This window comes from Enterovibrio norvegicus, from assembly GCF_002876705.1.
Taxonomy (GTDB): domain Bacteria; phylum Pseudomonadota; class Gammaproteobacteria; order Enterobacterales; family Vibrionaceae; genus Enterovibrio; species Enterovibrio norvegicus_B.
The window spans coordinates 1-23272 of the sequence record NZ_MDAG01000010.1 but is presented as its reverse complement, the minus strand read 5'-3'; the positions used below and the strand labels follow the sequence as shown (position 1 = coordinate 23272).

Annotated in this window: 21 protein-coding genes and 9 tRNA genes; 13 read left to right on the top strand and 17 right to left on the bottom strand. The window is 48.3% G+C overall.

The window, feature by feature from the left end:
- Positions 1–17 precede the first annotated feature (17 nt).
- Positions 18–1178 carry a 2-octaprenyl-3-methyl-6-methoxy-1,4-benzoquinol hydroxylase gene (locus BCT27_RS06025; protein ID WP_102395323.1) on the top strand — a complete coding sequence of 387 codons (1161 nt, stop codon included), beginning with the start codon at positions 18–20 and terminating at the stop codon, positions 1176–1178.
- Between the two features lie 91 nt (positions 1179–1269).
- Here the strand turns inward: BCT27_RS06025 and BCT27_RS06020 are convergent, their stop codons facing one another.
- The 14 genes from BCT27_RS06020 to lolB form a co-directional block, all read right to left on the bottom strand.
- Positions 1270–2757 carry a protein adenylyltransferase SelO gene (locus BCT27_RS06020; protein ID WP_102395322.1) on the bottom strand — a complete coding sequence of 496 codons (1488 nt, stop codon included), beginning with the start codon at positions 2755–2757 and terminating at the stop codon, positions 1270–1272.
- Between the two features lie 167 nt (positions 2758–2924).
- Positions 2925–2999 (bottom strand) — tRNA-Gln (locus BCT27_RS06015).
- A 36-nt stretch (positions 3000–3035) separates the two neighbouring features.
- Positions 3036–3120: transfer RNA gene (locus BCT27_RS06010), tRNA-Leu, on the bottom strand.
- A gap of 71 nt (positions 3121–3191) precedes the next feature.
- Positions 3192–3276 (bottom strand) — tRNA-Leu (locus tag BCT27_RS06005).
- Positions 3277–3353: 77 nt separating this feature from the next.
- Positions 3354–3438: transfer RNA gene (locus BCT27_RS06000), tRNA-Leu, on the bottom strand.
- A gap of 80 nt (positions 3439–3518) precedes the next feature.
- Positions 3519–3595: transfer RNA gene (locus BCT27_RS05995), tRNA-Met, on the bottom strand.
- Positions 3596–3606: 11 nt separating this feature from the next.
- A tRNA-Gln gene (locus BCT27_RS05990) sits at positions 3607–3681 on the bottom strand.
- 36 nt (positions 3682–3717) lie between these two features.
- Positions 3718–3802, bottom strand: a tRNA-Leu gene (locus tag BCT27_RS05985).
- A gap of 43 nt (positions 3803–3845) precedes the next feature.
- A tRNA-Met gene (locus BCT27_RS05980) sits at positions 3846–3922 on the bottom strand.
- A gap of 230 nt (positions 3923–4152) precedes the next feature.
- On the bottom strand, positions 4153–5244 hold the full coding sequence (gene ychF, locus BCT27_RS05975) for a redox-regulated ATPase YchF (RefSeq protein WP_102319128.1): 1092 nt from the start codon (positions 5242–5244) through the stop codon (positions 4153–4155).
- Positions 5245–5270: 26 nt separating this feature from the next.
- A complete protein-coding gene (gene pth, locus BCT27_RS05970; RefSeq protein ID WP_102395321.1) occupies positions 5271–5861 on the bottom strand; it encodes an aminoacyl-tRNA hydrolase in 591 nt (196 codons plus the stop codon).
- A gap of 201 nt (positions 5862–6062) precedes the next feature.
- Positions 6063–7007, bottom strand: coding sequence for a ribose-phosphate pyrophosphokinase (locus BCT27_RS05965; RefSeq protein WP_026024499.1), 945 nt, complete (start codon positions 7005–7007; stop codon positions 6063–6065).
- A gap of 42 nt (positions 7008–7049) precedes the next feature.
- Complete coding sequence (gene ispE / locus BCT27_RS05960; protein WP_102319130.1) at positions 7050–7904, bottom strand: 4-(cytidine 5'-diphospho)-2-C-methyl-D-erythritol kinase; 855 nt, start codon at positions 7902–7904, stop codon at positions 7050–7052.
- Positions 7901–8518, bottom strand: coding sequence for a lipoprotein insertase outer membrane protein LolB (lolB, locus tag BCT27_RS05955; RefSeq protein ID WP_017012657.1), 618 nt, complete (start codon positions 8516–8518; stop codon positions 7901–7903). Before lolB ends, ispE begins: the two co-directional genes overlap by 4 nt.
- Positions 8519–8949: 431 nt before the next feature.
- Between lolB and hemA the strand changes: the two genes are divergently transcribed.
- The 6 genes from hemA to kdsA are packed head-to-tail and all read left to right on the top strand — an operon-like array spanning position 8950 to position 14258.
- Positions 8950–10209 (top strand): glutamyl-tRNA reductase, encoded by a 1260-nt coding sequence (hemA, locus tag BCT27_RS05950; RefSeq protein ID WP_017009047.1) that lies wholly within the window; start codon positions 8950–8952, stop codon positions 10207–10209.
- Between the two features lie 15 nt (positions 10210–10224).
- Positions 10225–11313, top strand: a complete 1089-nt coding sequence (gene prfA / locus BCT27_RS05945) for a peptide chain release factor 1 (protein WP_017009046.1) — start codon at positions 10225–10227, stop codon at positions 11311–11313.
- Positions 11313–12158 carry a peptide chain release factor N(5)-glutamine methyltransferase gene (prmC, locus tag BCT27_RS05940; RefSeq protein WP_102395320.1) on the top strand — a complete coding sequence of 282 codons (846 nt, stop codon included), beginning with the start codon at positions 11313–11315 and terminating at the stop codon, positions 12156–12158. Before prfA ends, prmC begins: the two co-directional genes overlap by 1 nt.
- Before the next feature lie 36 nt (positions 12159–12194).
- Entirely contained in the window at positions 12195–12578 is a 384-nt protein-coding gene (locus BCT27_RS05935; protein WP_102395319.1) for a SirB2 family protein, read from the top strand.
- Between the two features lie 2 nt (positions 12579–12580).
- Complete coding sequence (locus tag BCT27_RS05930) at positions 12581–13390, top strand: SirB1 family protein (RefSeq protein WP_102395318.1); 810 nt, start codon at positions 12581–12583, stop codon at positions 13388–13390.
- A 13-nt stretch (positions 13391–13403) separates the two neighbouring features.
- On the top strand, positions 13404–14258 hold the full coding sequence (kdsA, locus tag BCT27_RS05925; protein ID WP_102319134.1) for a 3-deoxy-8-phosphooctulonate synthase: 855 nt from the start codon (positions 13404–13406) through the stop codon (positions 14256–14258).
- 127 nt (positions 14259–14385) lie between these two features.
- Here the strand turns inward: kdsA and BCT27_RS05920 are convergent, their stop codons facing one another.
- Entirely contained in the window at positions 14386–16260 is a 1875-nt protein-coding gene (locus BCT27_RS05920) for a methyl-accepting chemotaxis protein (protein WP_102395317.1), read from the bottom strand.
- 400 nt (positions 16261–16660) lie between these two features.
- Between BCT27_RS05920 and BCT27_RS05915 the strand changes: the two genes are divergently transcribed.
- The 5 genes from BCT27_RS05915 to BCT27_RS05895 all read left to right on the top strand — a co-directional run bounded on the left by BCT27_RS05915 (position 16661) and on the right by BCT27_RS05895 (position 21624).
- Positions 16661–18004, top strand: coding sequence for a Na+/H+ antiporter NhaC family protein (locus BCT27_RS05915; RefSeq protein ID WP_017009040.1), 1344 nt, complete (start codon positions 16661–16663; stop codon positions 18002–18004).
- 223 nt (positions 18005–18227) lie between these two features.
- Positions 18228–19904, top strand: coding sequence for a bifunctional UDP-sugar hydrolase/5'-nucleotidase UshA (gene ushA, locus BCT27_RS05910; RefSeq protein ID WP_102319136.1), 1677 nt, complete (start codon positions 18228–18230; stop codon positions 19902–19904).
- A 210-nt stretch (positions 19905–20114) separates the two neighbouring features.
- The gene (gene ybaK, locus BCT27_RS05905; protein WP_102395316.1) at positions 20115–20597 is read left to right on the top strand and encodes a Cys-tRNA(Pro) deacylase; all 483 of its coding nucleotides are present in this window, start codon (positions 20115–20117) and stop codon (positions 20595–20597) included.
- Complete coding sequence (locus BCT27_RS05900) at positions 20594–21013, top strand: lysozyme inhibitor LprI family protein (RefSeq protein WP_102319137.1); 420 nt, start codon at positions 20594–20596, stop codon at positions 21011–21013. Before ybaK ends, BCT27_RS05900 begins: the two co-directional genes overlap by 4 nt.
- Positions 21010–21624, top strand: a complete 615-nt coding sequence (locus tag BCT27_RS05895) for a LysE family translocator (protein ID WP_102319138.1) — start codon at positions 21010–21012, stop codon at positions 21622–21624. Before BCT27_RS05900 ends, BCT27_RS05895 begins: the two co-directional genes overlap by 4 nt.
- A 63-nt stretch (positions 21625–21687) precedes the next feature.
- Here the strand turns inward: BCT27_RS05895 and smrA are convergent, their stop codons facing one another.
- Both smrA and BCT27_RS05885 read right to left on the bottom strand, forming a co-directional pair.
- Entirely contained in the window at positions 21688–22272 is a 585-nt protein-coding gene (gene smrA, locus BCT27_RS05890) for a DNA endonuclease SmrA (RefSeq protein ID WP_102310493.1), read from the bottom strand.
- Positions 22273–22538: 266 nt separating this feature from the next.
- The gene (locus BCT27_RS05885; protein WP_017009034.1) at positions 22539–22679 is read right to left on the bottom strand and encodes a DUF3149 domain-containing protein; all 141 of its coding nucleotides are present in this window, start codon (positions 22677–22679) and stop codon (positions 22539–22541) included.
- Between the two features lie 354 nt (positions 22680–23033).
- Here BCT27_RS05885 and BCT27_RS05880 point away from each other — a divergent pair.
- Positions 23034–23110, top strand: a tRNA-Pro gene (locus BCT27_RS05880).
- Positions 23111–23272 lie beyond the last annotated feature (162 nt).

The following is a 23272-nucleotide window of genomic DNA, read 5'->3' as shown; positions in this document are numbered from 1 at the left end:
TTTAAAGAGATTGTCTTATGAAACAATTCGATATTATCGTCGTTGGCGGTGGCATGGTGGGTGCGGCAACGGCACTTGGCTTTGCTAAGCAGGGAAAGCGCGTTGCCATGGTAGAAAGAGAAGCTCCGACGCTTTTTTCTTCTGAGCAGCCTATGGATTTGCGGGTTTCCGCGATTTCACCGTCATCGGTTTCTTTACTCAAATCGCTGAAAGTGTGGGATGCCGTCCTCAGGATGCGACTTTGCCCTTACCGTCGATTGGAAACCTGGGATCATCCCGATTGTCGAGTCCGTTTTAACAGTGACAGCATGGATTTGATGGAGCTGGGCTTTATTGTCGAAAATCGTGTTCTCCAATTGGCACTTTGGGAAGCGTGTGAAGCCCACGCGAATTTGACGTTGTTCTGTCCGAATACCATCAAAGCGATGTGGGCGGAACATGACGGGCATGCTGTTGAGCTTGATAACGGTGACCAGCTGCAAGGCCGTTGGCTCGTCGGGGCTGATGGTGCAAACTCTCGTGTTCGTGATTATGCGAACATTGGCGTCACCGCATGGGACTATCGCCAGCACTGCATGTTGGTGAGTGTGCAAACGGAACTGCCGCAGCAAGACATTACGTGGCAGTGGTTTACGCCTGAAGGCCCTCGCTCATTTTTACCGCTACCGGGGCATCAAGGCTCGCTGGTGTGGTATGACAAACCCGAGCGCATTAAGCAGCTTTGTGCCATGTCGCCAGTCGCGCTAAAACAAGAAATTGTGTCGCATTTTCCGCCTGAACTTGGCGAGATTGATGTCATCGCTCAAGGGGCATTCCCGCTCACACGTCGTCATGCTCAGCGCTATTACAATAAAAGCGTTGTGATCCTTGGTGATGCAGCGCATACCATCAATCCACTGGCAGGGCAGGGCGTTAACCTTGGGTTCAAAGATGTGGATGCCTTGCTCGATGTGGTTGCAGATGCTGGCACTGAGTGGGCAGATAACGCTGTGCTTGCTGCCTATGAGCGAAAACGTAAGCCTGACAATTTATTGATGCAAGCGGGCATGGATGTGTTTTACGGCGGGTTCAGCAACGATATCGTGCCGTTGAAACTGCTACGCAATATTGGTTTGAAGCTGGCAGAAAAAAGCGGGCCGATAAAAACACAGGTGCTGAAATACGCCATGGGCCTTTAGCACTTAACGCTTGCTAGGGGACGGATGAGAAATGGGGCGATGATGCCCCATTTTTTATGGATGTGAATTGGCTCTATGCTTCAAGCAAGTATTACGTCCCGCAAAAGGTTCGCAATACACATTGTTCTGGCAGCGGTGCCTCTTGAAGGTCAACGTTCTTGTCGCTTACTACGTAAGGGGTTTTCAGGGCATTGCTGAGTCGATGGAACAAGGTAAAGTCATTGCGCTCTGTGGCATCGTCAATCGCTTTCTCCACTTGGTGGTTTCTCGCAATTAATGCAGGGTTAGCACTTCTCATGGCGGTTAACGTCGCTTGGTCACGATCGCTGAATTGTCGCCACTTTTCTAACCAACCTTTCCCTTTTTCTGCATTATCAAAGTAACGCAACAAGGTATCCTCTGATCCGCCTTCAGCCACTGAGGTCAGTGCATCAAAGAACAACGTAAAGTCGATATGCTCATCTTCGAGAACAGGCAGTACATCATCGACAAAGGCATCAGCAGCATCTGAATCACGGGCGATGCCCAACTTTCGCTTTAGCCCCTCTTGGAATGCCAATTGGAAACGTGGAATGAAGGCGCCAATTTGCGTTTCTGCGATGTTCACTGCGTTATCAGTGTCGTCATCAAACAAAGGTAATAAGGTTTCTGCAAGACGCTGTAAGTTCCAGTAGCCAATCGACGCCTGTTGCTTCCAGGCATAGCGACTGTCTCTGTCGATGGAGCTAAAGACTTTATTGGCTTTGAAATCGTCCATAAAGGCACATGGGCCAAAGTCGATAGATTCGCCGACAATCGCGGCATTGTCTGTATTCATCACGCCATGAATAAAACCCACCAGCATCCATTGCGAAATTAAATCGGCTTGGCGAAGAGAAACCGCCTCGAGGAAAGCGGGGTATTTGTCGTCCCTGTCTTTGATTTCCGGAAAATGCTGTTCAATGGCGAAATCAGCAAGGGCCTTTACGCCATCTTTCCCCAGTTTTGAATACGCATATTGAAACGACCCAACACGCAAGTGGCTTTCTGCTGTTCTAACCTGAATCGCACCGGGCACCATTTGATAATCACGCATGATGCTTTCACCGGTCGTCACTAAGGCCAGCGTGCGCGTTGTAGGAATGCCAAGACCTGCCATGGCTTCACTGATGAGGTATTCGCGAATCACCGCACCGAGCGTGGCTCTGCCATCACCGCCGCGAGAAAAAGGGGTTCGCCCTGATCCTTTAAGTTGCACATCCACCAACTTGCCGTCTGCAGTCTCTAATTGGCCGAGCATATGTGCGCGACCATCGCCAAGCAGTGGCGAAAAATGCCCAAACTGGTGGCCTGAATACGCCATGGCAATCGGAGAAGCACCGTCATAATCGTGATTGCCAGACAATAAGCCCAATGCGTCAGCGCTTTCGAACCATTCGACAGAAAGGCCATACTCTTCAATCAGCCCTGTATTGACGGTAAGCATTGTCGGGCTTTCGCTGCGCGTAGGCGCTAGAGTGACATACATATCGTCAGGCAGACTGGTATAGCGCTGCATTGCTATGGGGTTTGAATGAGGAGAGTGGGTGCGATTGGTCATAGATACTGCTTCCCTACTTTTATGCTGAGATCATTTAGCTCTGAGAACTAAGACTACAGAGTATGGGGGATGATTCAACCATGCGGATTAAAAGGGAAAACGAGGAGAGGTCAAAGAGAAGGGCTAAAACAAAAAAAGCCCACCCGAAGGTGAGCTTTTAAATGTTGTGGCTGGGATACCTGGATTCGAACCAGGGAATGGCGGCATCAAAAGCCGCTGCCTTACCGCTTGGCGATATCCCAACAGAATTCACGCAATTAAGCATGACTCTTTAAATATGGTGCGGAAGGAGAGACTTGAACTCTCACACCTTGCGGCGCCAGAACCTAAATCTGGTGCGTCTACCAATTTCGCCACTTCCGCATTGTTATCAGAATTTTTACTTGCCTGATTTCTCTATTCTGCCAGAAGGCAGGCATAAAGAGCAAGAGGATTGGTGCGGAAGGAGAGACTTGAACTCTCACACCTTGCGGCGCCAGAACCTAAATCTGGTGCGTCTACCAATTTCGCCACTTCCGCAATCCTAGTTGTTTCAGTTTTTTAGTCTTGTCTGAAACCTTCTCTTCACTGTTAAAGGCTGAGAGAAACAAGATATATGGTGCGGAAGGAGAGACTTGAACTCTCACACCTTGCGGCGCCAGAACCTAAATCTGGTGCGTCTACCAATTTCGCCACTTCCGCAAATCTTTCAGACTAAAGCTAATGCTTTTGAACACGTAGCAGTGTCAGTCTGTTTTGAAAGCCAAAGGCCTTCGAATTAATGGTGGCTACGACGGGATTCGAACCTGTGACCCCATCATTATGAGTGATGTGCTCTAACCAACTGAGCTACGTAGCCATGCCAAAATATGGCTGGGATACCTGGATTCGAACCAGGGAATGGCGGCATCAAAAGCCGCTGCCTTACCGCTTGGCGATATCCCAATGACTATCACGCTATCAAGCATGATGTCTTTAATATGGTGCGGAAGGAGAGACTTGAACTCTCACACCTTGCGGCGCCAGAACCTAAATCTGGTGCGTCTACCAATTTCGCCACTTCCGCATTTGTTACGGCTTTCACAAGGAAAGCGATGCACTGAAAAGAATGGTGGCTACGACGGGATTCGAACCTGTGACCCCATCATTATGAGTGATGTGCTCTAACCAACTGAGCTACGTAGCCATCTTTTCGTTCAGGGACATGCCCTGAGTGCGGGGCGCATTATGCGAAGAACCTAGGGTGTCGTCAACCTTTTTTCCATGCTTTTTTTATCATATTGGTGACTTCGCTGTGATTTTGAGCAGGGAGAGGTGTTTTCTTATTCATTTGAGCTGTAAATGGCGAAACTAGGGAGATCTAAAACGAAAAAAGCTGGCAAAAGCCAGCTTTTATAATCGAGTTAACGATTGGAATTAAACGTTAAAGCGGAAGTGGATAACATCGCCATCTTTAACAATGTACTCTTTACCTTCCAAACGCCATTTACCAGCAACTTTCGCGCCAGCTTCACCGTTGTTGTCGATGAAATCGTTGTAACCGATGATTTCAGCGCGGATAAAGCCTTTTTCGAAGTCGGTGTGGATCTTACCCGCAGCTTGTGGCGCAGTTGCACCTACAGGCACAGTCCATGCACGCACTTCTTTCACGCCAGCGGTGAAGTAAGTTTGCAGAGTCAGTAGTTCATAACCTGAACGAATAACACGGTTAAGACCTGGCTCACTTAGACCCATTTCTTCTAGGAATACAGCTGCTTCGTCTGCATCTAGCTCAGAAAGCTCACCCTCGATCTCTGCACAAACAGCAACAACCGTTGCGTTCTCTGTTGCAGCGATTTCGCGTACTTTGTCTAGGTAAGGGTTGTTTTCGAAGCCGTCATCGTTCACGTTTGCGATGTACATGGTTGGCTTCATGGTCAAGAAGTTCAGGTAATCAACCGCGGCTTTTTCTTCTTTGGTCAGCTCAACTGAACGTAGCATGTTGCCTTCTTCCAATACTGGAAGTAGCTTTTCAAGCACTGCAATTTCAATTTTAGCGTCACGATCGCCGCCTTTTGCTTTCTTCGCTTGGCGTTGTATTGCACGCTCACACGCTTCAAGGTCAGCCAAAGCTAGCTCAGTGTTGATAACTTCGATGTCATCTGCTGGATCAACTTTACCCGCTACGTGGATAATGTTGTCGTTTTCAAAACAACGAACAACGTGACCAATCGCATCGGTTTCACGAATGTTTGCTAGGAATTTGTTACCTAGACCTTCACCTTTTGACGCGCCTGCAACCAGACCTGCGATGTCTACGAATTCCATCGTGGTTGGCAGAACGCGTTGAGGGTTCACGATTTTTGCCAGTGCATCCAAGCGAAGATCCGGCACTGGTACCACACCAGTATTTGGTTCAATGGTACAGAACGGGAAGTTTGCCGCTTCGATACCGGCTTTCGTCAGAGCGTTGAACAGAGTTGATTTACCTACGTTTGGTAGACCAACGATACCGCATTTAAAACCCATGAGATGGTAACCTTTCGTTTATGGCGCTATTGCGCTTTAAATGTATGAAGGCGGTTTTGCGCCTTGGCCAAATCGTCTTTGAGCAAAATGTCGATACAGCGTACCGCTTCGTCAACTGCTTGTTCGATCTGGCTTTGTTCGTTTGCAGGCGCTTTGGTTAATACAAACCCTGCAACTTTGTCTTTGTGACCGGGATGCCCGATCCCAATTCGAAGACGGTAAAATTCTTTGTTGTTGCCCATTTTACTGATGATGTCGCGAAGGCCGTTGTGACCGCCATGGCCACCGCCTTTCTTGAATTTAGCGACACCCGGAGGCAAGTCTAGCTCGTCATGGGCAACCATGATTTCTTCTGGCTTGATCTGGAAGAACTTCGCCAGTGGAGCCACTGCTTTACCCGATAGGTTCATGAAGGTTGTCGGGATCAACAAGCGGAGATCTTCACCACCGATGCTGATTCTGGCCGTCAGCCCGAAATACTTTTTGTCTTCTTTGAGTTGCACGTTATGAATACGGGCTAACTCTTCTACTACCCAAACGCCCGCATTGTGGCGGGTTTTGGCATATTCCGGCCCTGGATTGGCCAGCCCCACTAAAAGGCGAATTTGGTCGCTCACGATGAGATTCTCGTTGTTATTGTGTAACGCGTCAGGCGCGAGGAAGACCCAAGAGGCACATTCGTCAGCGCTAAAGGCGGCATATCCTACCACTATACCCAAGCAACTTGAAGATGCTGGGCAATGTGAGAGGGGCAGTGGATGTCGCCAGAAACAAAAACGCCCTGCATGAGCAGGGCGTTTCTTCTCGCAAGTATTCGATTAATCGAACATTGCTGAAATTGATTCTTCGTTGCTGATGCGACGAATGGCTTCAGCCAGCATGCCTGAAAGTGTCAGTTGAGACACTTTACCCGTTGCTTGCATTTCAGCACTCAATGGAATTGAGTCAGTCACGATAACTTCATCAATCACTGATTCTTTGATGTTTTGTGGCGCGTTGCCAGAAAACACTGCGTGGGTTGCGTATGCGAATACACGCTTGGCGCCACGGTTTTTCAGTGCTTCTGCTGCTTTACACAGTGTGCCACCGGTGTCGATCATGTCATCAACGATGATGCAATCACGGCCTTCAACGTCACCGATAAGGTGCATAACCTGCGAAACGTTCGCACGTGGGCGACGTTTGTCGATGATCGCGATGTCCGTGTCATCCAGAAGTTTTGCCGTTGCACGCGCACGTACAACACCACCGATGTCTGGAGAAACAACAACAGGATCTTCCAGTTTCTTCGCCAGCATGTCTTCCAACAAAACAGGCGTACCGAAGATGTTGTCTACAGGTACGTCGAAGAAGCCTTGGATTTGCTCTGCGTGCAGGTCAACTGTCAGTACGCGGTCAACACCTACGTTTGACAGGAAGTCTGCGATAACTTTTGCAGTGATTGGCACACGCGCAGAACGAACACGGCGGTCCTGACGAGCGTAACCAAAGTAAGGAATAACAGCAGTGATTCGGCCAGCTGATGCGCGACGCAGTGCGTCGATCATCACAACCAATTCCATTAGGTTGTCATTGGTTGGCGCACAAGTCGACTGGATAACGAATACGTCGCTACCCCGTACGTTTTCATTGATTTGTACACACACTTCTCCGTCAGAAAAACGGCTAACGGTTGCGTCACCTAGTGACATATATAGGCGATTCGCGATGCGTTGGGCGAGTACAGGCGTTGCATTACCAGCAAACAGCTTCATATCAGGCACGGTGGAAAACCTCGGGGTTGTATCCATTGATTTTTGTCTGTCTCACTGGGTTTGTTCGTTCAGTGTGGTTACAAGCGGTGATGTATTCACACCTCTAGCGACGAATCCAGAAAGCCAGTCGGGCAATTTGTTTAATGTTGAACGAGCCGCTGCTTCATTTTCGAATTCCGCGAAGACGCAGGCGCCCGTTCCGGTCAGTCTTGACGGCGCGTATTCTAGCAGCCACGAAATAGCCTTATCAACCTCTGGAAACAACTCTCTTACTATCTTTTCGCAATCGTTTTCGTAATTTCCTGCCAATAGCGCGTTTAGTGAGCGCTTTGGCGTGTTGCGAGTCAGGTGAGAATGTCCAAAAATTTTTGCCGTTTCGATGCTTACGTCCGGTTTAGCAACTATATACCATTTCTCTTCAGCATAGGCAGGTTGAAGTAACTCTCCAACCCCTTCTGCGAAAGCAGTCACGCCACGAACGAACACAGGCACATCAGCGCCAAGCGCCAAGCCCATCTCTGCCAGTTCGTCGTTAGAGTAACACGTATTCCAAAGGTGATTGAGTGCCACAAGTGTGGTTGCAGCGTTCGATGAACCGCCACCTAATCCACCGCCCATTGGCAGTACTTTGTTAATATGAATATGTGCGCCGAGTGTCTCTGATGTGTTATTTTTCAACGCCATGGCTGCACGATAAACCAAATTATTTTCAACTGGCACGCCTTCGATGTCTGGCGATAAGGTTATTTTGCCTGTTTCATTGGGCGTGATGGAAAGCGTGTCGCCGTAATCAAGAAATTGGAACAGGGTTTGCAAATCGTGATAACCGTTTTCTCGTTGACCCGTTATGTAGAGAAAAAGATTGAGTTTGGCAGGTGAAGGCCATACCGAACGTGTTTGACTCATTGTGCATATTTCCAATTGGAGATCACCAGATTCACTTTTTGATCGTTCTGGTTCATTTTGATTTTTGCGGGTAACAAGCTGTCAGTTGCCGCGTCATAGGTTTGGTAATCTAACTGCCAACCCGGTTTATTGGTTGAGGCATCGTTTTCCGATAAGAAAGCGAGGCGGTTATCTGCACCGAGTGTGAAATCGTTTGTTTCGGCAGGTAGGCCTTTAATCCACTGCGTCATATCATTTACGGGCAGCGCAATGCCTGTGAGTTTTTGCAAAAGGCTCGCTGCATCTCTACCGATATAACGTTGCCCTTCATTATCGACCAGAATTGCACCCTTCGGTGTCGCTTCCAATTTTAATAAGGTTGAGCCCAGAAAATTGGTGAGACGCAATGACATGGCATCGCCATTTTGCTCCCACACAAAGTTAGCGGAGACGCGTTGGGCTGGGCTAATAAAGGCGACTTTTCCCTTGGCGGTGAACTGGGTAATGTCCAACAGGGTTTGTTCATGCGTTTCCCATTCCGTCATCGGCGCGGGTTTGGTCGCACATGCAGATAGCCCTAAGACGCTAGCAATGAGCAATAAAGCGTGGAAGAAATGCTTGACGTGTCGGGTCATAATTATGCTCCGCGTACCTTTATCATCATGAAAATAGTGGCCTAGTATATCTCAAGATGCAGACTTGAAGCAGCCTTGCTGAAGTGATGACTCAATCATTCTTAGATATGGGTTATACCTGAGCATCTTCAGATTTCTTGGGGTTAGTCATGAATTAGACCAAATGTTCATAGACTTAACGGTGACGCGCGAGCAAAAAGCCAAGTATCTTTGTGTTATGGGGAGTGTTAGGGTCAAAACGCGCGGATTTGGAAAGCATAACTGCTGAAAAAGTCGGCAAAAAATAAACGTGAATGCTAAGTATTCTCACTTGGCTAGAGATATAGTCAGGTTCGCGATGGTGAGGAAGTAATGTTATCTTTTAATCGAAGAGCCCATAAAGTAAAATCCTCGGCTCGGATTTCATCTGGTGCTGTCGGTAACCCTGCTTAATGAGCTTGTTAGTTCTCGGAATCAATCACAAGACCGCTACGGTCGACTTGCGTGAAAAAGTGGCTTTTTCACCGCAACAACTTCGCGATGCATTATCCCAGCTGAAAAGTCAGCAGGTCGTGCAGAGTGGGGTCATTGTGTCTACCTGTAACCGAACTGAAATCTATTGTGAAACCGATCATCCGAGTCCTGGCAATGTTGTTGATTGGTTGCAACAGTTCCACAATCTCGACAGCGATGCATTGTTGTCTTGCCTATATACCTATCATGACCAAGCTGCTGCACAGCATTTAATGCGTGTCGCCAGTGGCCTTGATTCCTTGGTGCTGGGCGAACCTCAAATCCTGGGGCAAGTGAAGCAAGCGTATGCCGAATCGGTTGACCTTGAAGCCATTAACGGCCCACTTGAACGCTTGTTCCACAAAACATTTACGGTTGCCAAGCGTGTACGCACTGAAACCGATATCGGTGGCAACGCTGTTTCTGTCGCGTTTGCTGCGTGTTCGCTGGCACGTCAAATTTTTGAGTCATTGGAAACCTCGACCGCATTGCTTGTTGGCGCAGGTGAAACCATTGAGCTTGTTGCCAAGCATCTCTACGAGCACAATTGCCGTAAGATTATCGTGGCAAACCGAACCCGTGAACGTGCAAAACCGTTTGCTGATGCGTTTGGCGCAGACATTATTTCTCTAGAAGAAATACCAGAGCACATGCACCGTGCTGATATTGTTATCAGTTCTACGGCAGCACCTTTGCCAATCATCGGTAAAGGCATGGTTGAAAAAGCACTGAAAGCACGTCGTCATCAGCCAATGCTGCTGATCGACATTGCAGTGCCGCGAGATATTGAAGAAGGGGTTGGCGAATTGAATGATGCCTACCTCTATACGGTTGATGATTTGCAATCAATCGTTGAGCGAAATCGAGAACAACGAAAAGCCGCCGCTGTCAAAGCGGAGTCCATTGTCGATGAGGAAAGCGTTGGGTTTATGACCTGGATGCGCTCCCGTGATGCGGTGGACAGCATCAAGCAGTACCGTGCGGATTCTGAAGCACTCAAAGATGAATTGCTTAGCCGAAGCCTTCAAGCCCTTGCTAATGGGACAGACCCAGAAAAAGTGCTCAAAGAGCTAAGCAATAAATTGACCAATAAACTGATCCATGCGCCCACTCAGGCCATGCAAGACGCCGCCAGAAATGGTGACGAACGCACATTAGACACGCTTCGTCAGAGCCTAGGTCTGGATCCTCAAAAGTAGTTAAAAGAATTCACTATGAAACCATCTATTCTCGCCAAACTAGAAGCGCTGAGCGAGCGCTACGAAGAAGTGCAACACCTTCTGAGTGATCCCGGCATTATTGGCGATCAGGATAAATTCCGTGCGTTGTCAAAAGAGTACAGCCAGCTTGAAGAAGTCACTCAGTGCTTTACGTCTTACAAGCAAGCAGAAGGCGATCTCGAAGCTGCGCTAGAAATGGCGAACGAAGACGACCCTGAAATGCGTGAAATGGCGCAAGAAGAAGTCAAAGCAGCCAAAGAAGAAATCGAACGTCTGACTGACGAGCTGCAAGTGTTGCTGTTGCCAAAAGATCCAAATGACGAACGTAACTGTTTCATTGAAATTCGCGCAGGTGCGGGTGGTGATGAAGCGGGTATTTTTGCAGGCGATTTGTTCCGCATGTACAGCCGTTTCGCCGAATCGAAAGGCTGGCGTGTTGAAGTAATTAACGCCAATAGCTCTGAGCAAGGCGGCTATAAAGAGATGGTGGCACGCATCTCGGGTGATGGCGCTTACGGTGTATTGAAATTCGAGTCGGGTGGTCACCGCGTTCAGCGTGTTCCTGCAACTGAATCTCAAGGCCGTGTTCACACATCAGCGTGTACCGTTGCGATTTTGCCTGAAATCCCAGAAGCAGAAATTCCAGATATCAACCCGTCTGATTTGAAAATTGATACGTTCCGTTCATCAGGTGCGGGTGGTCAGCACGTTAACACCACCGACTCTGCCATTCGTATTACCCACTTGCCAACCGGCACGGTGGTTGAGTGTCAGGACGAGCGTTCACAGCACAAAAACAAAGCGAAAGCGATGTCAGTACTGGCTGCACGTTTGATTAAAGCGGAAGAAGAAAAACGCGCGGCTGAACAAGCAAGCACACGCCGTAACCTGCTTGGTTCAGGTGACCGTTCTGACCGTATTCGTACTTACAACTACCCACAAGGGCGTGTGTCTGATCACCGCATTACGCTGACGATTTATCGTTTAGATGAAGTGATGGAAGGTGACTTGAGATGCCTTATTGATCCAATCATGCAAGAGTTCCAAGCGGACCAATTGGCAGCGTTGGCAGAGCAACACTAATGCCCATCAGCATTGAAAATGCGCTGCGCGATGCAGCGCTTTTGCTAAGTGAAAATCAAAGTCCGTCACCCAAGATTGATGCGTCAGTCCTTCTTTGCCATGTGTTAGACAAGCCAAGCAGCTATCTCTATACATGGTCAGATAACCTGTTGTCTGAGGAAGAGGAGCGTGGTTTTAATGCGTTGCTCGCTCGCCGTGTAAACGGAGAGCCAGTGGCCTACATCATCGGCTATCGTGATTTTTGGTCGCTGCGATTGAATGTGGAGCCAAGTACGCTCATCCCTCGTCCTGATACGGAACGCTTGGTTGAACTCGCGCTGGAACGATTACCTGTCGGTGAAGGGCGCGTGTTGGACTTAGGTACAGGAACGGGCGCGATTGCGTTGTCATTAGCAAGTGAGCGTCAAGATATACGCGTTGTGGGCGTTGATCTTCGTCCGGAAGCTGTCGCACTTGCCGCACGTAATCAGCAATGCAATGCCATCAGCAACGCCGAGTTTTTGCAAAGCAGCTGGTTTGATAACTTAGCGGGACAAACCTTCACCATGATCGTGAGTAACCCGCCATATATTGACCCTGAAGATCCGCATCTTTCACAGGGCGATGTGAGGTTTGAGCCTAAAACGGCGTTGATTGCTGATGAGCATGGTTTGGCGGATATTCGCCACATTTGTCAGCAAAGCCCTCAACATTTGGCGACGGATGGCTGGCTTTTAATCGAACACGGTTATGACCAAGGCGATGTGGTTCGTACCATTTTTTCTGATGCGGGGTTTTGCAATGTGGAAACGGTGCAAGATTACGCAGGACAAGATCGTGTTACGCTGGGGCGCTGTTCGCCCTGATTCCACCCTATACAACAATAAAGAGATATACGGACTATGTACGTTGCATTGAAGCATATACACCTTTTTACCATCGCGCTTAGCGTGACTCTTTTCATCATTCGTTTCGTATGGCGCATGATGGACAGTAAAATGCTCGAGAAGAAGTGGGTGAAAGTCATTCCTCATGTTATCGACACTGCACTGTTGCTAACGGGCATTTCTCTCGTGGTCATTACTGGCTTCACGCCGTTTACACCGGGTGCGGTGTGGATGACCGAAAAACTGACCTGTGTGTTTGCGTATATTGCTTTGGGCTTCGTGGCTCTGAATTACAGCCAAGGCACCTTGTTCAGACTGTTCGCCTTCTTTGGTGCTTTAGGTTGGGTATATGCTGCCGCTAACCTAGCTATCACCAAAACGCCGCAGTTGTTGGGGTAAGAATGAAAGCGTTTACGGATCAAGAATTAGATACGCTGACTCTGGTTGAAGGTGCATTGGCACTGAATGCCGCCATCGAGCCGGCGACATCCTTGCATTGGGTTCGTGCTGAACTTGAGCTATTGGCGAAAGAAGCCGATCACCTTTTAGCGGGCGAAACCAATGACGAACTCCGTCTTGATGGCCTGCTGCGTTTGTTCTACAAAGAGTGGGGCTTTAAAGGGGATTTCGAGCAATATTTCTCTTCTGACAACGCGTTTGTAGAGAAAGTGCTTCGCCGCCGCAAAGGTATTCCCGTGAGCCTTGGCGCAGTGTTTCTTTTCTTTGCCCACCGTTTAGATTTACCGTTGCAGCCAGTGGGGTATCCCACTCAATTGATCTTGAAAGTAAACTGGCTCGACAGAGAAGCGCAATACATCAATCCTTTTGATGGCGAATACCTTTCTCAACGCGTACTTCGCGGTTGGTTGATTGGGAAAGAAGGCCCAAGTGCTGAAGTGAAACCTGAGTATTTGGAATCATCAGACAATGCAACCTTGATTGGCCGCTGGTTAGCCGTCGTTAAAAGTGCATTGCTTCGTGAAGAAAACTACGCCATGGCATTGCGGTGCAGTGAATTGGCGCTGACATTCAGCCCTGATGACCCTTACGAAATCCGCGACCGTGGCTATATATTCCAACAACTCAAATGTGATTGGGTTGCCGCGGAAGACTACGAATATTTTATTGCTCAGTGCCCTGACGATCCGGCCGCTGAGTTGCTAAAACTGCAGGTCAAAGTTTTGACTGCAGAAGCCCCAATTTTCCACTAATCAGGAAACTACCATGACAGCACAAAAAACGGTTCAGATTGGCGATATTCAAGTTGCTAACGACAAACCATTTGTTCTTTTTGCAGGAATGAATGTGTTGGAGTCTCGTGATCTGGCAATGCAGATTTGTGAGCATTACGCTGAAGTGACCCAAAAGCTGGGTATTCCTTACGTATTTAAAGCGTCTTTTGATAAAGCAAACCGCTCATCAGTTCACTCTTATCGTGGTCCTGGCCTCGATGAAGGCATGAAGATCTTTCAAGAATTGAAAGAAACGTTTGGCGTTAAAGTGATCACTGATGTGCACGAAATTTGGCAAGCTCAGCCTGTTTCTGAAGTGGTTGATGTTATCCAGTTGCCGGCATTCCTCGCTCGTCAAACTGACTTGGTTGAAGCATTTGCAAAAACAAACTCGGTTATCAACGTGAAGAAACCGCAGTTCATGAGCCCTGGTCAAGTCGGCAATATCGTTGATAAATTCGCAGAATGCGGCAACGACAAAGTCATTCTTTGCGAACGTGGTTCATGCATGGGTTATGACAACCTTGTGGTTGATATGCTGGGCTTTGACGTGATGAAAAAGGCAAGCAACGGCAGCCCAATCATTTTTGACGTTACCCACTCACTGCAATGTCGTGATCCGCTCGGCGCGGCATCTGGCGGTCGTCGTGAGCAGACTGTTGACTTGGCTCGCGCTGGTTTGGGCACCAAGATTGCCGGTCTATTTATTGAAGCTCACCCTGATCCAGACAACGCGCGCTGTGATGGTCCTTCTGCGTTGCCACTTGATAAACTTGAGCCGTTCCTAAAGCAAATGAAAGCGCTGGACGATCTGGTGAAGAGCTTTGAAGAATTAGACATTCGCTAAGTGCTGTTTCGCTTAACGCCTGTCCCGTCTGACCTTTAAAGACGGGGCAAGCATCGAATAAAAAAGCCGGCTAATGCCGGCTTTTCTCGTTTTAAACTCGCGGCCTTCACCGCGAGGGGGCGTCGAGTTACAGTCTGAAGCGTGAAATTTCCGCATTCAGCTGCTGCGACAAGCCAGATAACTCGCTGGCTTGAATACTCGCTTGATTCGCTTCTGCTGCCAATTGATCTGACGCTGTGCGAACTGCTTCTGTATTTCGAGTAATTTCAGAGGTCACCAAGGATTGCTCTTCCGCCGCTGACGCGATTTGAGTCGCCATGTCACTGATGGTGGAAACCGACGTGGTGATTTGCGATAAGCTCACCGTCGCGGAATTTGCGTCATCAACGCTGGTGGTCGCCAAATGGCGGCTGTCTTCCATGATTTGAACCGCGGAGTGCGTTGTGGTTTGAAGCGTCTCGATGGTCGCTTGAATTTCGCGAGTTGAATCGTGCGTGCGTTGGCTCAAGACACGGACTTCATCAGCAACCACCGCAAACCCACGACCTTGCTCACCAGCACGTGCGGCTTCGATTGCCGCGTTCAATGCCAGCAAGTTGGTTTGTTCTGCAATGCCTTGAATCGTCGAAAGAATGGAATTGATGCTCTGAGTATGCGCATGCAGTTCTGCAATAACGGCTGTAGCAGATTCCACTTCTGTCGATAGGTTACCGATCGACACCTGGCTCTGGTTTACCTGAGAAGCACCCGTAGACGAGCAACCCACAGCTTCTTTTGACAGTTGTGCGGTGTTTTCTGCGCTACCTGCAATTTCATGTGTGGCTGCGGTCATTTGATGGATGGCGGTTGCCACCATATTGATTTCGTCTTGTTGACCACGAATACGTGCGCTGCGCTCACTGGCTTGCTCAGCCGATGTATTCGCTTGAATGGCAAGTGCTTCACCCACGTTTTTTAGGTGGGTCACCATGGTGTGCATGTTCGCCACGAAGGTGTTGAAATTCTGCGCGAGTTGACCCACCTCATCCTTGCTGTGTGGCGTGAGGCGTTGAGTTAAATCGGCATCGCCACTGGCAATTTCAGCCATTGCGGTAGAGACGCGCTTCAAATCGCGGAACAAGAAACTCACGACCCAAGCAGCCATTGCTAAGACCAATAAAGTAATGGCCACACTGGTGATGATAAGCGTTGTGACGGCACTGTTATGGCTAGCCAATTCGGTCGCCATATCGAGCTCAATACCAATGATCCAGTTCGCGTTAGGTAACGTCGCAAAGTAATACGCTTTATCTTCGCCGTTCAACGACAGCGATAGAATGTCGCCGTTGAATGCCGCTTCCTTCACCGTCGAAATATCGAGGGCTGCATTGTATTGTGAAAGCTGATTCCCACGAAGTGCTGCGTTTTTGTGCGCAATCAAAGTGCCCTTGTCGGTGAGCAACATGCCATAGGCATTTTCACCGAAACGAAACTGCGCCAAGTCGTTCACGATCTTGCGAAGGCTAATGTCGCCGCCAATAACACCGCTCAATTTTCCATTCGTAAACGTAGGCGTTGCCACCGTTACCATGGTGTCACCCGTCAACGCGTCTGTGTAGGGTTCTGTGCTTACACTGTCACCTTCCCTAACGGCATCGATATACCAAGGACGCTGACGAGGGTCGATGTCCACGTTCGCGCCATTCGCGAGATACAAGGTACCATCGGTCTTTGCATAGAATGTCATGGCAAACTCGCCCGCAATCTGGAGCATTTTTAACGCTTGCTCAGGGTTGCTGTGAGGCTGCGTTTTGATAAACCCAGATAATTCCGTTTCATGCGCAACGAGCCAGTCAGAAATACCTGCTTTGGCAACGTCAGACATGCTTGTGACGCGTTCCTCAAGATTCCGTTGGGTTTGTGTAGACAGTTGATTGGCGGCAAGCATGGAAAGGACCATCGCCATTGCCGTTACAGCAAAAAGACAGGTGCCTATCAACTTCTGTTTGAGTGTCAGCGTCATTGTTAACTTCCTTGCATCGAACTCATGATAAAAATAGATCCCGAACAGACAGGATCAGATCGTTTTTTTGTTATTAGTACGGAGTGTTGTATCGGCGCAAAATGAGGAGGCTTTAGAGGGAATGTGCAACTATTTTAATTTACACGTGATGCCGACAAGCGCCGAGGGAGCGTACGTATACATATCATAAAATAATAATTCATAACATCATGATTTAAAGTGATATTTATGGCTGGCGATCAAAGTTTTTCCTGGTGGAGTCTCTTTGTATCAATGCCTTGTATATAAAGTAGCCATGAATCGTAGTGAAATGATTCGGACGTTTAGACGTCTATATATTGACGCATTGATGGTTTCATTTTACTCTTCGTTCCAAATCACAAAAACGATGTAACACAACATGACAGAGAAGCAAATTTCCCCCACTCCTTCAGCCAAAGCGCTTTTGCCGTTTGGGCTGTTCTTGTGTTTGTTCATTGGTACTGGCGTCTACTTCTCGACGCAAAATGTCGATTTCGCATTTTACCAATTACCCGCCCCTATTGCCGTTTTGCCAGCGATAGTGCTTGCGGTGTTGATGAGCAAAGAAAAACTCAATGGTGCCATTGGTCAATTTATTGAGGGTGTCTCTCACCGTGATATCACGGCGATGTGTTTGATCTATCTTCTTGCAGGTGCTTTTTCTGCGGTTGCTAAAGCAACGGGCGGCGTTGATGCTACGGTAAACCTAGGTTTGGCCGTTTTGCCATCAAGCATGATACTGCCGGGGCTGTTCCTCATTTCAGCATTCATCGCCACAGCGATGGGTACGTCAATGGGGACCATAGCAGCCGTTGCGCCAGTCGCGTTGGGCATTGCACAAAGCACAGGTATTGATGCCACGCTAATGGCGGGTGTGGTGCTGAGTGGCGCAATGTTTGGTGACAACCTTTCTATTATTTCTGATACCACCATTGCTGCGACGCGCTCTCAAGGCTGTCACATGAAAGACAAGTTCCGCGAGAACGTGAAAATTGCGGTACCTGCAGCGTTGGTGAGCCTCGTTATTTTCTTTTTTTCCAATGAAGTGACGCAGGCTCCAGCTTCAGGCTCTATTGATTGGCTGGCGGTATTGCCGTATTTGACCATCTTAGGTCTTGCTGTCTACGGCGTGAATGTGTTCGTGGTGTTGACGTTAGGCATCGTGTTTGCGGGTGCTGTGGGCATTGCACGCATTGAAGATTACAGCGTGATGTCATTGAGTCAGGATATCTACGCAGGCTTTGGCAACATGCAAGAGATCTTCTTGTTGTCCCTATTGATTGGTGGTTTAGCGGAGCTGATGCGCCAACAAGGTGGCTTGGCATTTGTTACTGAAAAACTGAGCCGTTTGATTCTTTCTCGCGCTGATAAAGCGGCGGAAAAGGGCTCTTCGCGCGCCAGTGAGGCGGGTATCGCTATTTTGGTTAGCATCAGTAATTTGTGCACGGCAAACAACACCGTGGCGATCATCGTTTCTGGTGGTGTAGCAAAAGAGCTGGCAACACAGCATGGCGTTGAACCTAAGCGCAGCGCGAGCTTGTTAGATATCTTCTCTTGCGTGGTGCAAGGTTTGTTGCCATATGGCGCGCAGGCTCTGTTGTTGGGCTCAATTTTCGAGTTGTCACCGTTGTCTGTGGTGAGCCAATCTTACTACTGTTTCTTGTTGGCATTGGCGGCTGCATTTGCCATTGCTCGCTCTAAGGGCAAGCTGCAGAAAAAATAATCGCTCATGACCTTGGTGCCGTCTAAATCCTGAACGTTCACGCGTGTAAGTGTGTTTTTCAGTGATCTAGGCGGCACTTTGTTGAGAGAAGAATGTGTTGGTTAACTTATATATTTAGACTACTTCGTGAAAACGACGTAAATGTCGACGTTAACACAGTGCATTTGGGTGCGACGCTGTTCGCCCTTACCGCAAGGTTTTCAACAAACAAATAGGTAACACCATGACGGATCGCCTTTCTCTGAAAGCAGCCATTAGCGCTGCATTGCTTGCTTCTCTAGCAGGCTGTTCTGCCACGACTGAAACAACGGAAATTGTGCCAGGCTGGCAACCAGATACCACCTATAACGTCACCATTCTCCACACCAATGATAACCACGGTCGTTTCTGGCACAACCGCCACGGCGAGTATGGTATGGCCGCGCGTAAGACACTGATCGACAAACTTCGTGCGGAAGCCGAAGCAGACGGTGCAGCGGTACTCCTGCTTTCTGGTGGTGACATCAACACCGGTGTTCCTGAGTCAGACCTGCAAGATGCAGAACCTGATTTCAAAGGCATGACCATGATTGGTTATGACGCAATGGCATTGGGTAACCATGAGTTTGATAACTCGTTAGATGTGCTTGAGAAGCAAATGAACTGGGCCGACTTCCCAATGCTTTCTGCCAACATCTATGACAAAGCCACTGGCGAGCGTAAATACCAAGCGTACGAAATCTTCGAGAAGAATGGTCTGCGCATTGCTGTGATGGGTCTGACAACAGAAGACACAGCAAAAATTGGTAATCCAGAGTTTATCGGAGAGCTGGAATTCCGCGATCCGAAAGAAGAAGCGAAGAAACTGATCGCTGAGCTGGAAAAAACAGAAAACCCAGACATCATCATTGCCGCGACGCACATGGGTCACTACGAAGATGGCCAGCGCGGCATCAACGCGCCGGGTGACGTTGCACTTGCACGCTACTTGGATGAAGGTTCACTGGACATGATTGTGGGTGGTCACTCACAAGAGCCTGTTTGTATGGAAGGCCCAAATGTCGCGAGCAAAACCTTCAAACCGGGTGATGAATGTAAACCTGATAACCAAAATGGTACGTACATCGTTCAAGCACACGAGTGGGGCAAATACGTCGGTAAAGCGGATTTCGAATTCCGTAATGGCGAGCTTAACTTGGTGTCTTACGATTTGATCCCTGTGAACCTTAAAAAGAAAATTAAGGTAAATGGCGAGAAAAAACGTGTCTTCATTCAGAATGAAATTCCAAAAGACAAAGGCATTTATGACTTCCTGAAACCTTACCAAGAGAAAGGTCAGGATCAGCTGAATGTGAAGATTGCAGAAACCAACGACAAACTCGAAGGTGACCGCAACGTGGTGCGTTTCCAGCAAACCAACCTTGGTCGAATGATTGCAGCTGCGCACAAAGAGCGTGCTAAAGCAGACTTCTCTGTCATGAACTCTGGTGGTGTGCGTGACTCTATTGAAGCTGGCGACGTAACGTACAAAGACGTACTGACCGTTCAGCCTTTTGCTAACATGCTGACGTATACCGACATGAGCGGTGCAGAAGTGTTGGATTACCTGAACGTTGTTGCAACTAAGCCTGTAGATTCTGGTGCATACGCGCAGTTCTATGGCATCTCAATGGTGGTTGATGGTGATAGTGTGAGTGATGTGAAGGTCGGCGGTGAAGCTCTCGATCCAAACAAAACATACCGTTTCACCGTGCCTAGCTACAACGCTGCAGGCGGTGATGGTTACCCGAAAATTACTGACCACCCAGGTAACGTCAACACAGGTTTTGTTGACGCAGAAGTGTTGAAAGACTTCCTAGAGAAAAACACGCCGATTGATGTGAACAAGTATGCGCCAAATGGCGAAATGGTTTACAAGTAAGGTTGTGATGCGTCAGTTAGTCAAACAGCCTAACGACATTCATATGAGAACATCGACAGGATGATTGCGTATTAATAGGGAACAAGTGATTGCTCTCTAAGACGTCTTAAAAAGGCACTGTTATCAGTGCCTTTTTTTATGTCATTATCAAGAGGATCTGACGTTGGCTTGTCCAAGGTCAGCAGACCCTAGGAACGAGAGACAAGAGTTATGACACCTGCAATCACCCTCGCGGAAAAGTCCGGCATTTCTTTTCATGTGCACAGCTATGAGCATGATCCGAACAACACCCAATTTGGTTTAGAAGCCGCAAGTGTGTTGGGACAAGATGCCAGTCGTGTTTTTAAAACCTTGTTGTTCGCGATGAACGGCGATCCAAAAAAACTGGCGGTGGCCATTGTCCCTGTTGCAGGGCAACTTGACTTAAAAGCGGCAGCGAAAGCGGCGGGTGCAAAAAAAGCCGAAATGGCCAACCCAGTTATCGCAGAAAAAACAACAGGGTATGTGGTAGGTGGCATCAGTCCATTGGGGCAAAAGAAGCGTTTACCCACGTTATTGGATAAAAGTGCTGAGCAGTTTGAAACGATATATGTCAGCGCAGGTCGAAGAGGATTAGAGATAGAGCTAACGCCCTCTGATTTGCTGACATTAACGCAAGGAAAGATGGCGGAGATAGGTAAGGAAGGTAAATGAAGTATATCGGTGTGCTGATGTTGTCGCTAATGAGTCTCCCTGTGATGGCGAGTAAAAGCAGCGACGCTGTTCTCATGCATTGTTACACGGCACATGAAACGCAGGTTGAAGTGGCCGCATGCCTTGATAACCACTGGCAAATTGCAGAATCCAAACTCATCGCTAAAGAAAAAGCGCTGACAGAACATTTCGCCAAGCTGGATGCTGTGTCTTCGATGAAAAATGCCGTTATGTCTGCGAAATCCACGCAAGAAAGTTTCAACGAATGGCGCGACAAGCAATGCAAGATGGTTGAAGCGAGCTTTGCATCAGGATCTGGTAGCGGTTTGGGGTATTTGAGCTGTAAGATTGAACTTACGAATGAACAAATCGACCGCATCAATCATTTGATGGGGGTCAAGGACAACGAAAAATGACGGTTTCTGTTTGGCTAAGCCTTGTTTTAGTCTGCATGTTGGGCGCGATGTCTCCTGGCCCAAGCCTTGTCGTGATGGTGAGGCATAGCTTAGCGGGTGGCCGTTTGCACGGTATTGTTGCGGCTTGGGCACACGCTTTGGGTGTGGGCTTATATGCAGTGATTACCTTGCTTGGGTTGGCGGTGCTATTAAAAGAATCGCCGATGGCATTTCAGATCATTGCCTATGCGGGCGCCGGCTACTTAGCGTGGCTTGGCATAAAATCTTTACAATCAAAAGGCGGCGTTGCCGCAAAGCTTGAATCTGGCGAGAAAACGACTCTGCTGGAAGCGGCGCGTGACGGTGCCATGATCTCTATACTGAATCCTAAACTGGCTTTGTTTTTCTTGGCACTGTTTAGCCAGTTTGTGGCGGTTGGTACCGATGTGTTTAGTCGCTCAGTGATTGTGGCGACACCTTTGGTTATCGATGGACTTTGGTACACCATTGTCGCACTGGTGTTGTCATCCAGCCGAATGCTCGAAACCCTTAAACGTCGCGCGGTGTGGATTGATAAATTCTGCGGCATCGTGCTTATTGGGCTTGCGATTCGTGTTGTCGTGACGCTATAAAAAGCGAAGAGTAAAGCCAAAAAAAAGGAGCCAAATCGGCTCCTTTTTGCGTTTAACTTGCTGTTATGCGCGTCGATTTAAATGACGTTCACGCGTTTCCAATTTCTTATCTTGGCTCTTCTTTAACAGAACATATACTGCGCCTGTGCCGCCGTGATGGCGCTGTGCTGAGTGCACACACATAACGTCACTGATCTGTTCAAGCCACTGGCAAACAAAGCTTTTCATTCGCGCTGGTGGGTTAGTTCGCTCACCTTTGCCATGAACAATGATGACGGTTCTTACGTCCATGCGTTGGCATTGTTTCAAAAAGGTGAGGATTTCTTCTCGCGCATCTTTAAGGGTGTATTTGTGCAAATCGAGGCGTGCGTGAATATCATACTTGCCTAAGCGAAGCTTTCTAAACACGCCATCTTGCACGCCTGGACGCTTAAAGGTGACGATGTCATCAGGTTTGAGCGTCTCAGCGTAATCGAGAGATAAATACTCAGGATTACTGTCCGACAACTTTTGTGCCGCAGTTTGTCGAGCAAGCTGAGCATCAGTAGGCTTGTGTGGCTGGCTGACTTTTTCCACCGTATCGTGAGCGATAGGGGCGACATCTGCCATCATTTCCCGGAATAAATCCGACTCATTATTGCCGTTCATAGTCATTACGGATTGGTAAAGCGTCGCTTGAGTATAATGACAATTTACGCAGAGATCTTGTAGGAAGCAAACCGACTGCTTAGAAAATGTTCAATCTACACTCGCTGTCGCTCGCAAAAACAAAGGACAAAAAAACCAGAGTACCGCATATAGCGAGCACTCTGGTGTAAGCAACTCAACCGAAGTACGTTAGTCGAACAGAGCGTTTGGCGCGCTATTTTGCTGCTCGATACTCGCGTTTGGTTTAAACATATCGCTTAAGGGATTCAGTTTGTTTCTGGGTCTTTGAATGCCTTATAGACAAAGAAGCCTCCCATGAAACTGATCATGCCGAGCGCGACAAAAATGACGATCATAGAGGAGAGGCCAATTGCGTTTCCGAAAAGTAGGTCTAACCAGAAGTCCATCTTTGTATTCCTTTGTCTGTTAACGTTAAAGCTAGGTTGCCAATTGGTAAAACATTCTACGATGATCCAGATCAAGTGAAGTTCGGGTTAGTAGCACGTGCTTTTCTAACTGTGTTTGTGGTCGCAATTCGTCCGCATTTGGTGATCCTTTAAGCGATCGGTCCGTAACGAGTGAAAATCATCATAAAACACTTGAGTCTGCGGCGAGGATGAGTAATATAAGCCACCTCCGCAGCGCACAGCGTAGCGGGACTTTTCGGATAGGTAACGCGGTTTTGTGGCGCATCCGGATCTTGGGAATAGCGGACCAGAGGTTGACCCTCTGAGAGTATTCTGAAGAAACACAAAAACGATCGGTGAATAGCGCAGCTTGGTAGCGCATCTGGTTTGGGACCAGAGGGTCGGGGGTTCGAATCCCTCTTCACCGACCACTATTTAGGTTAACAGCCGCCTCTGAGAAATCAGAAAGCGTTGTATCTCGGTGAATAGCGCAGCTTTGTGGCGCATCCGGCTCTTGTGAGTAGCGGACCAGAGGGTGACCCTCTGAGAGCACTCTGAAGAAACACAAAGAATATCGGTGAATAGCGCAGCTT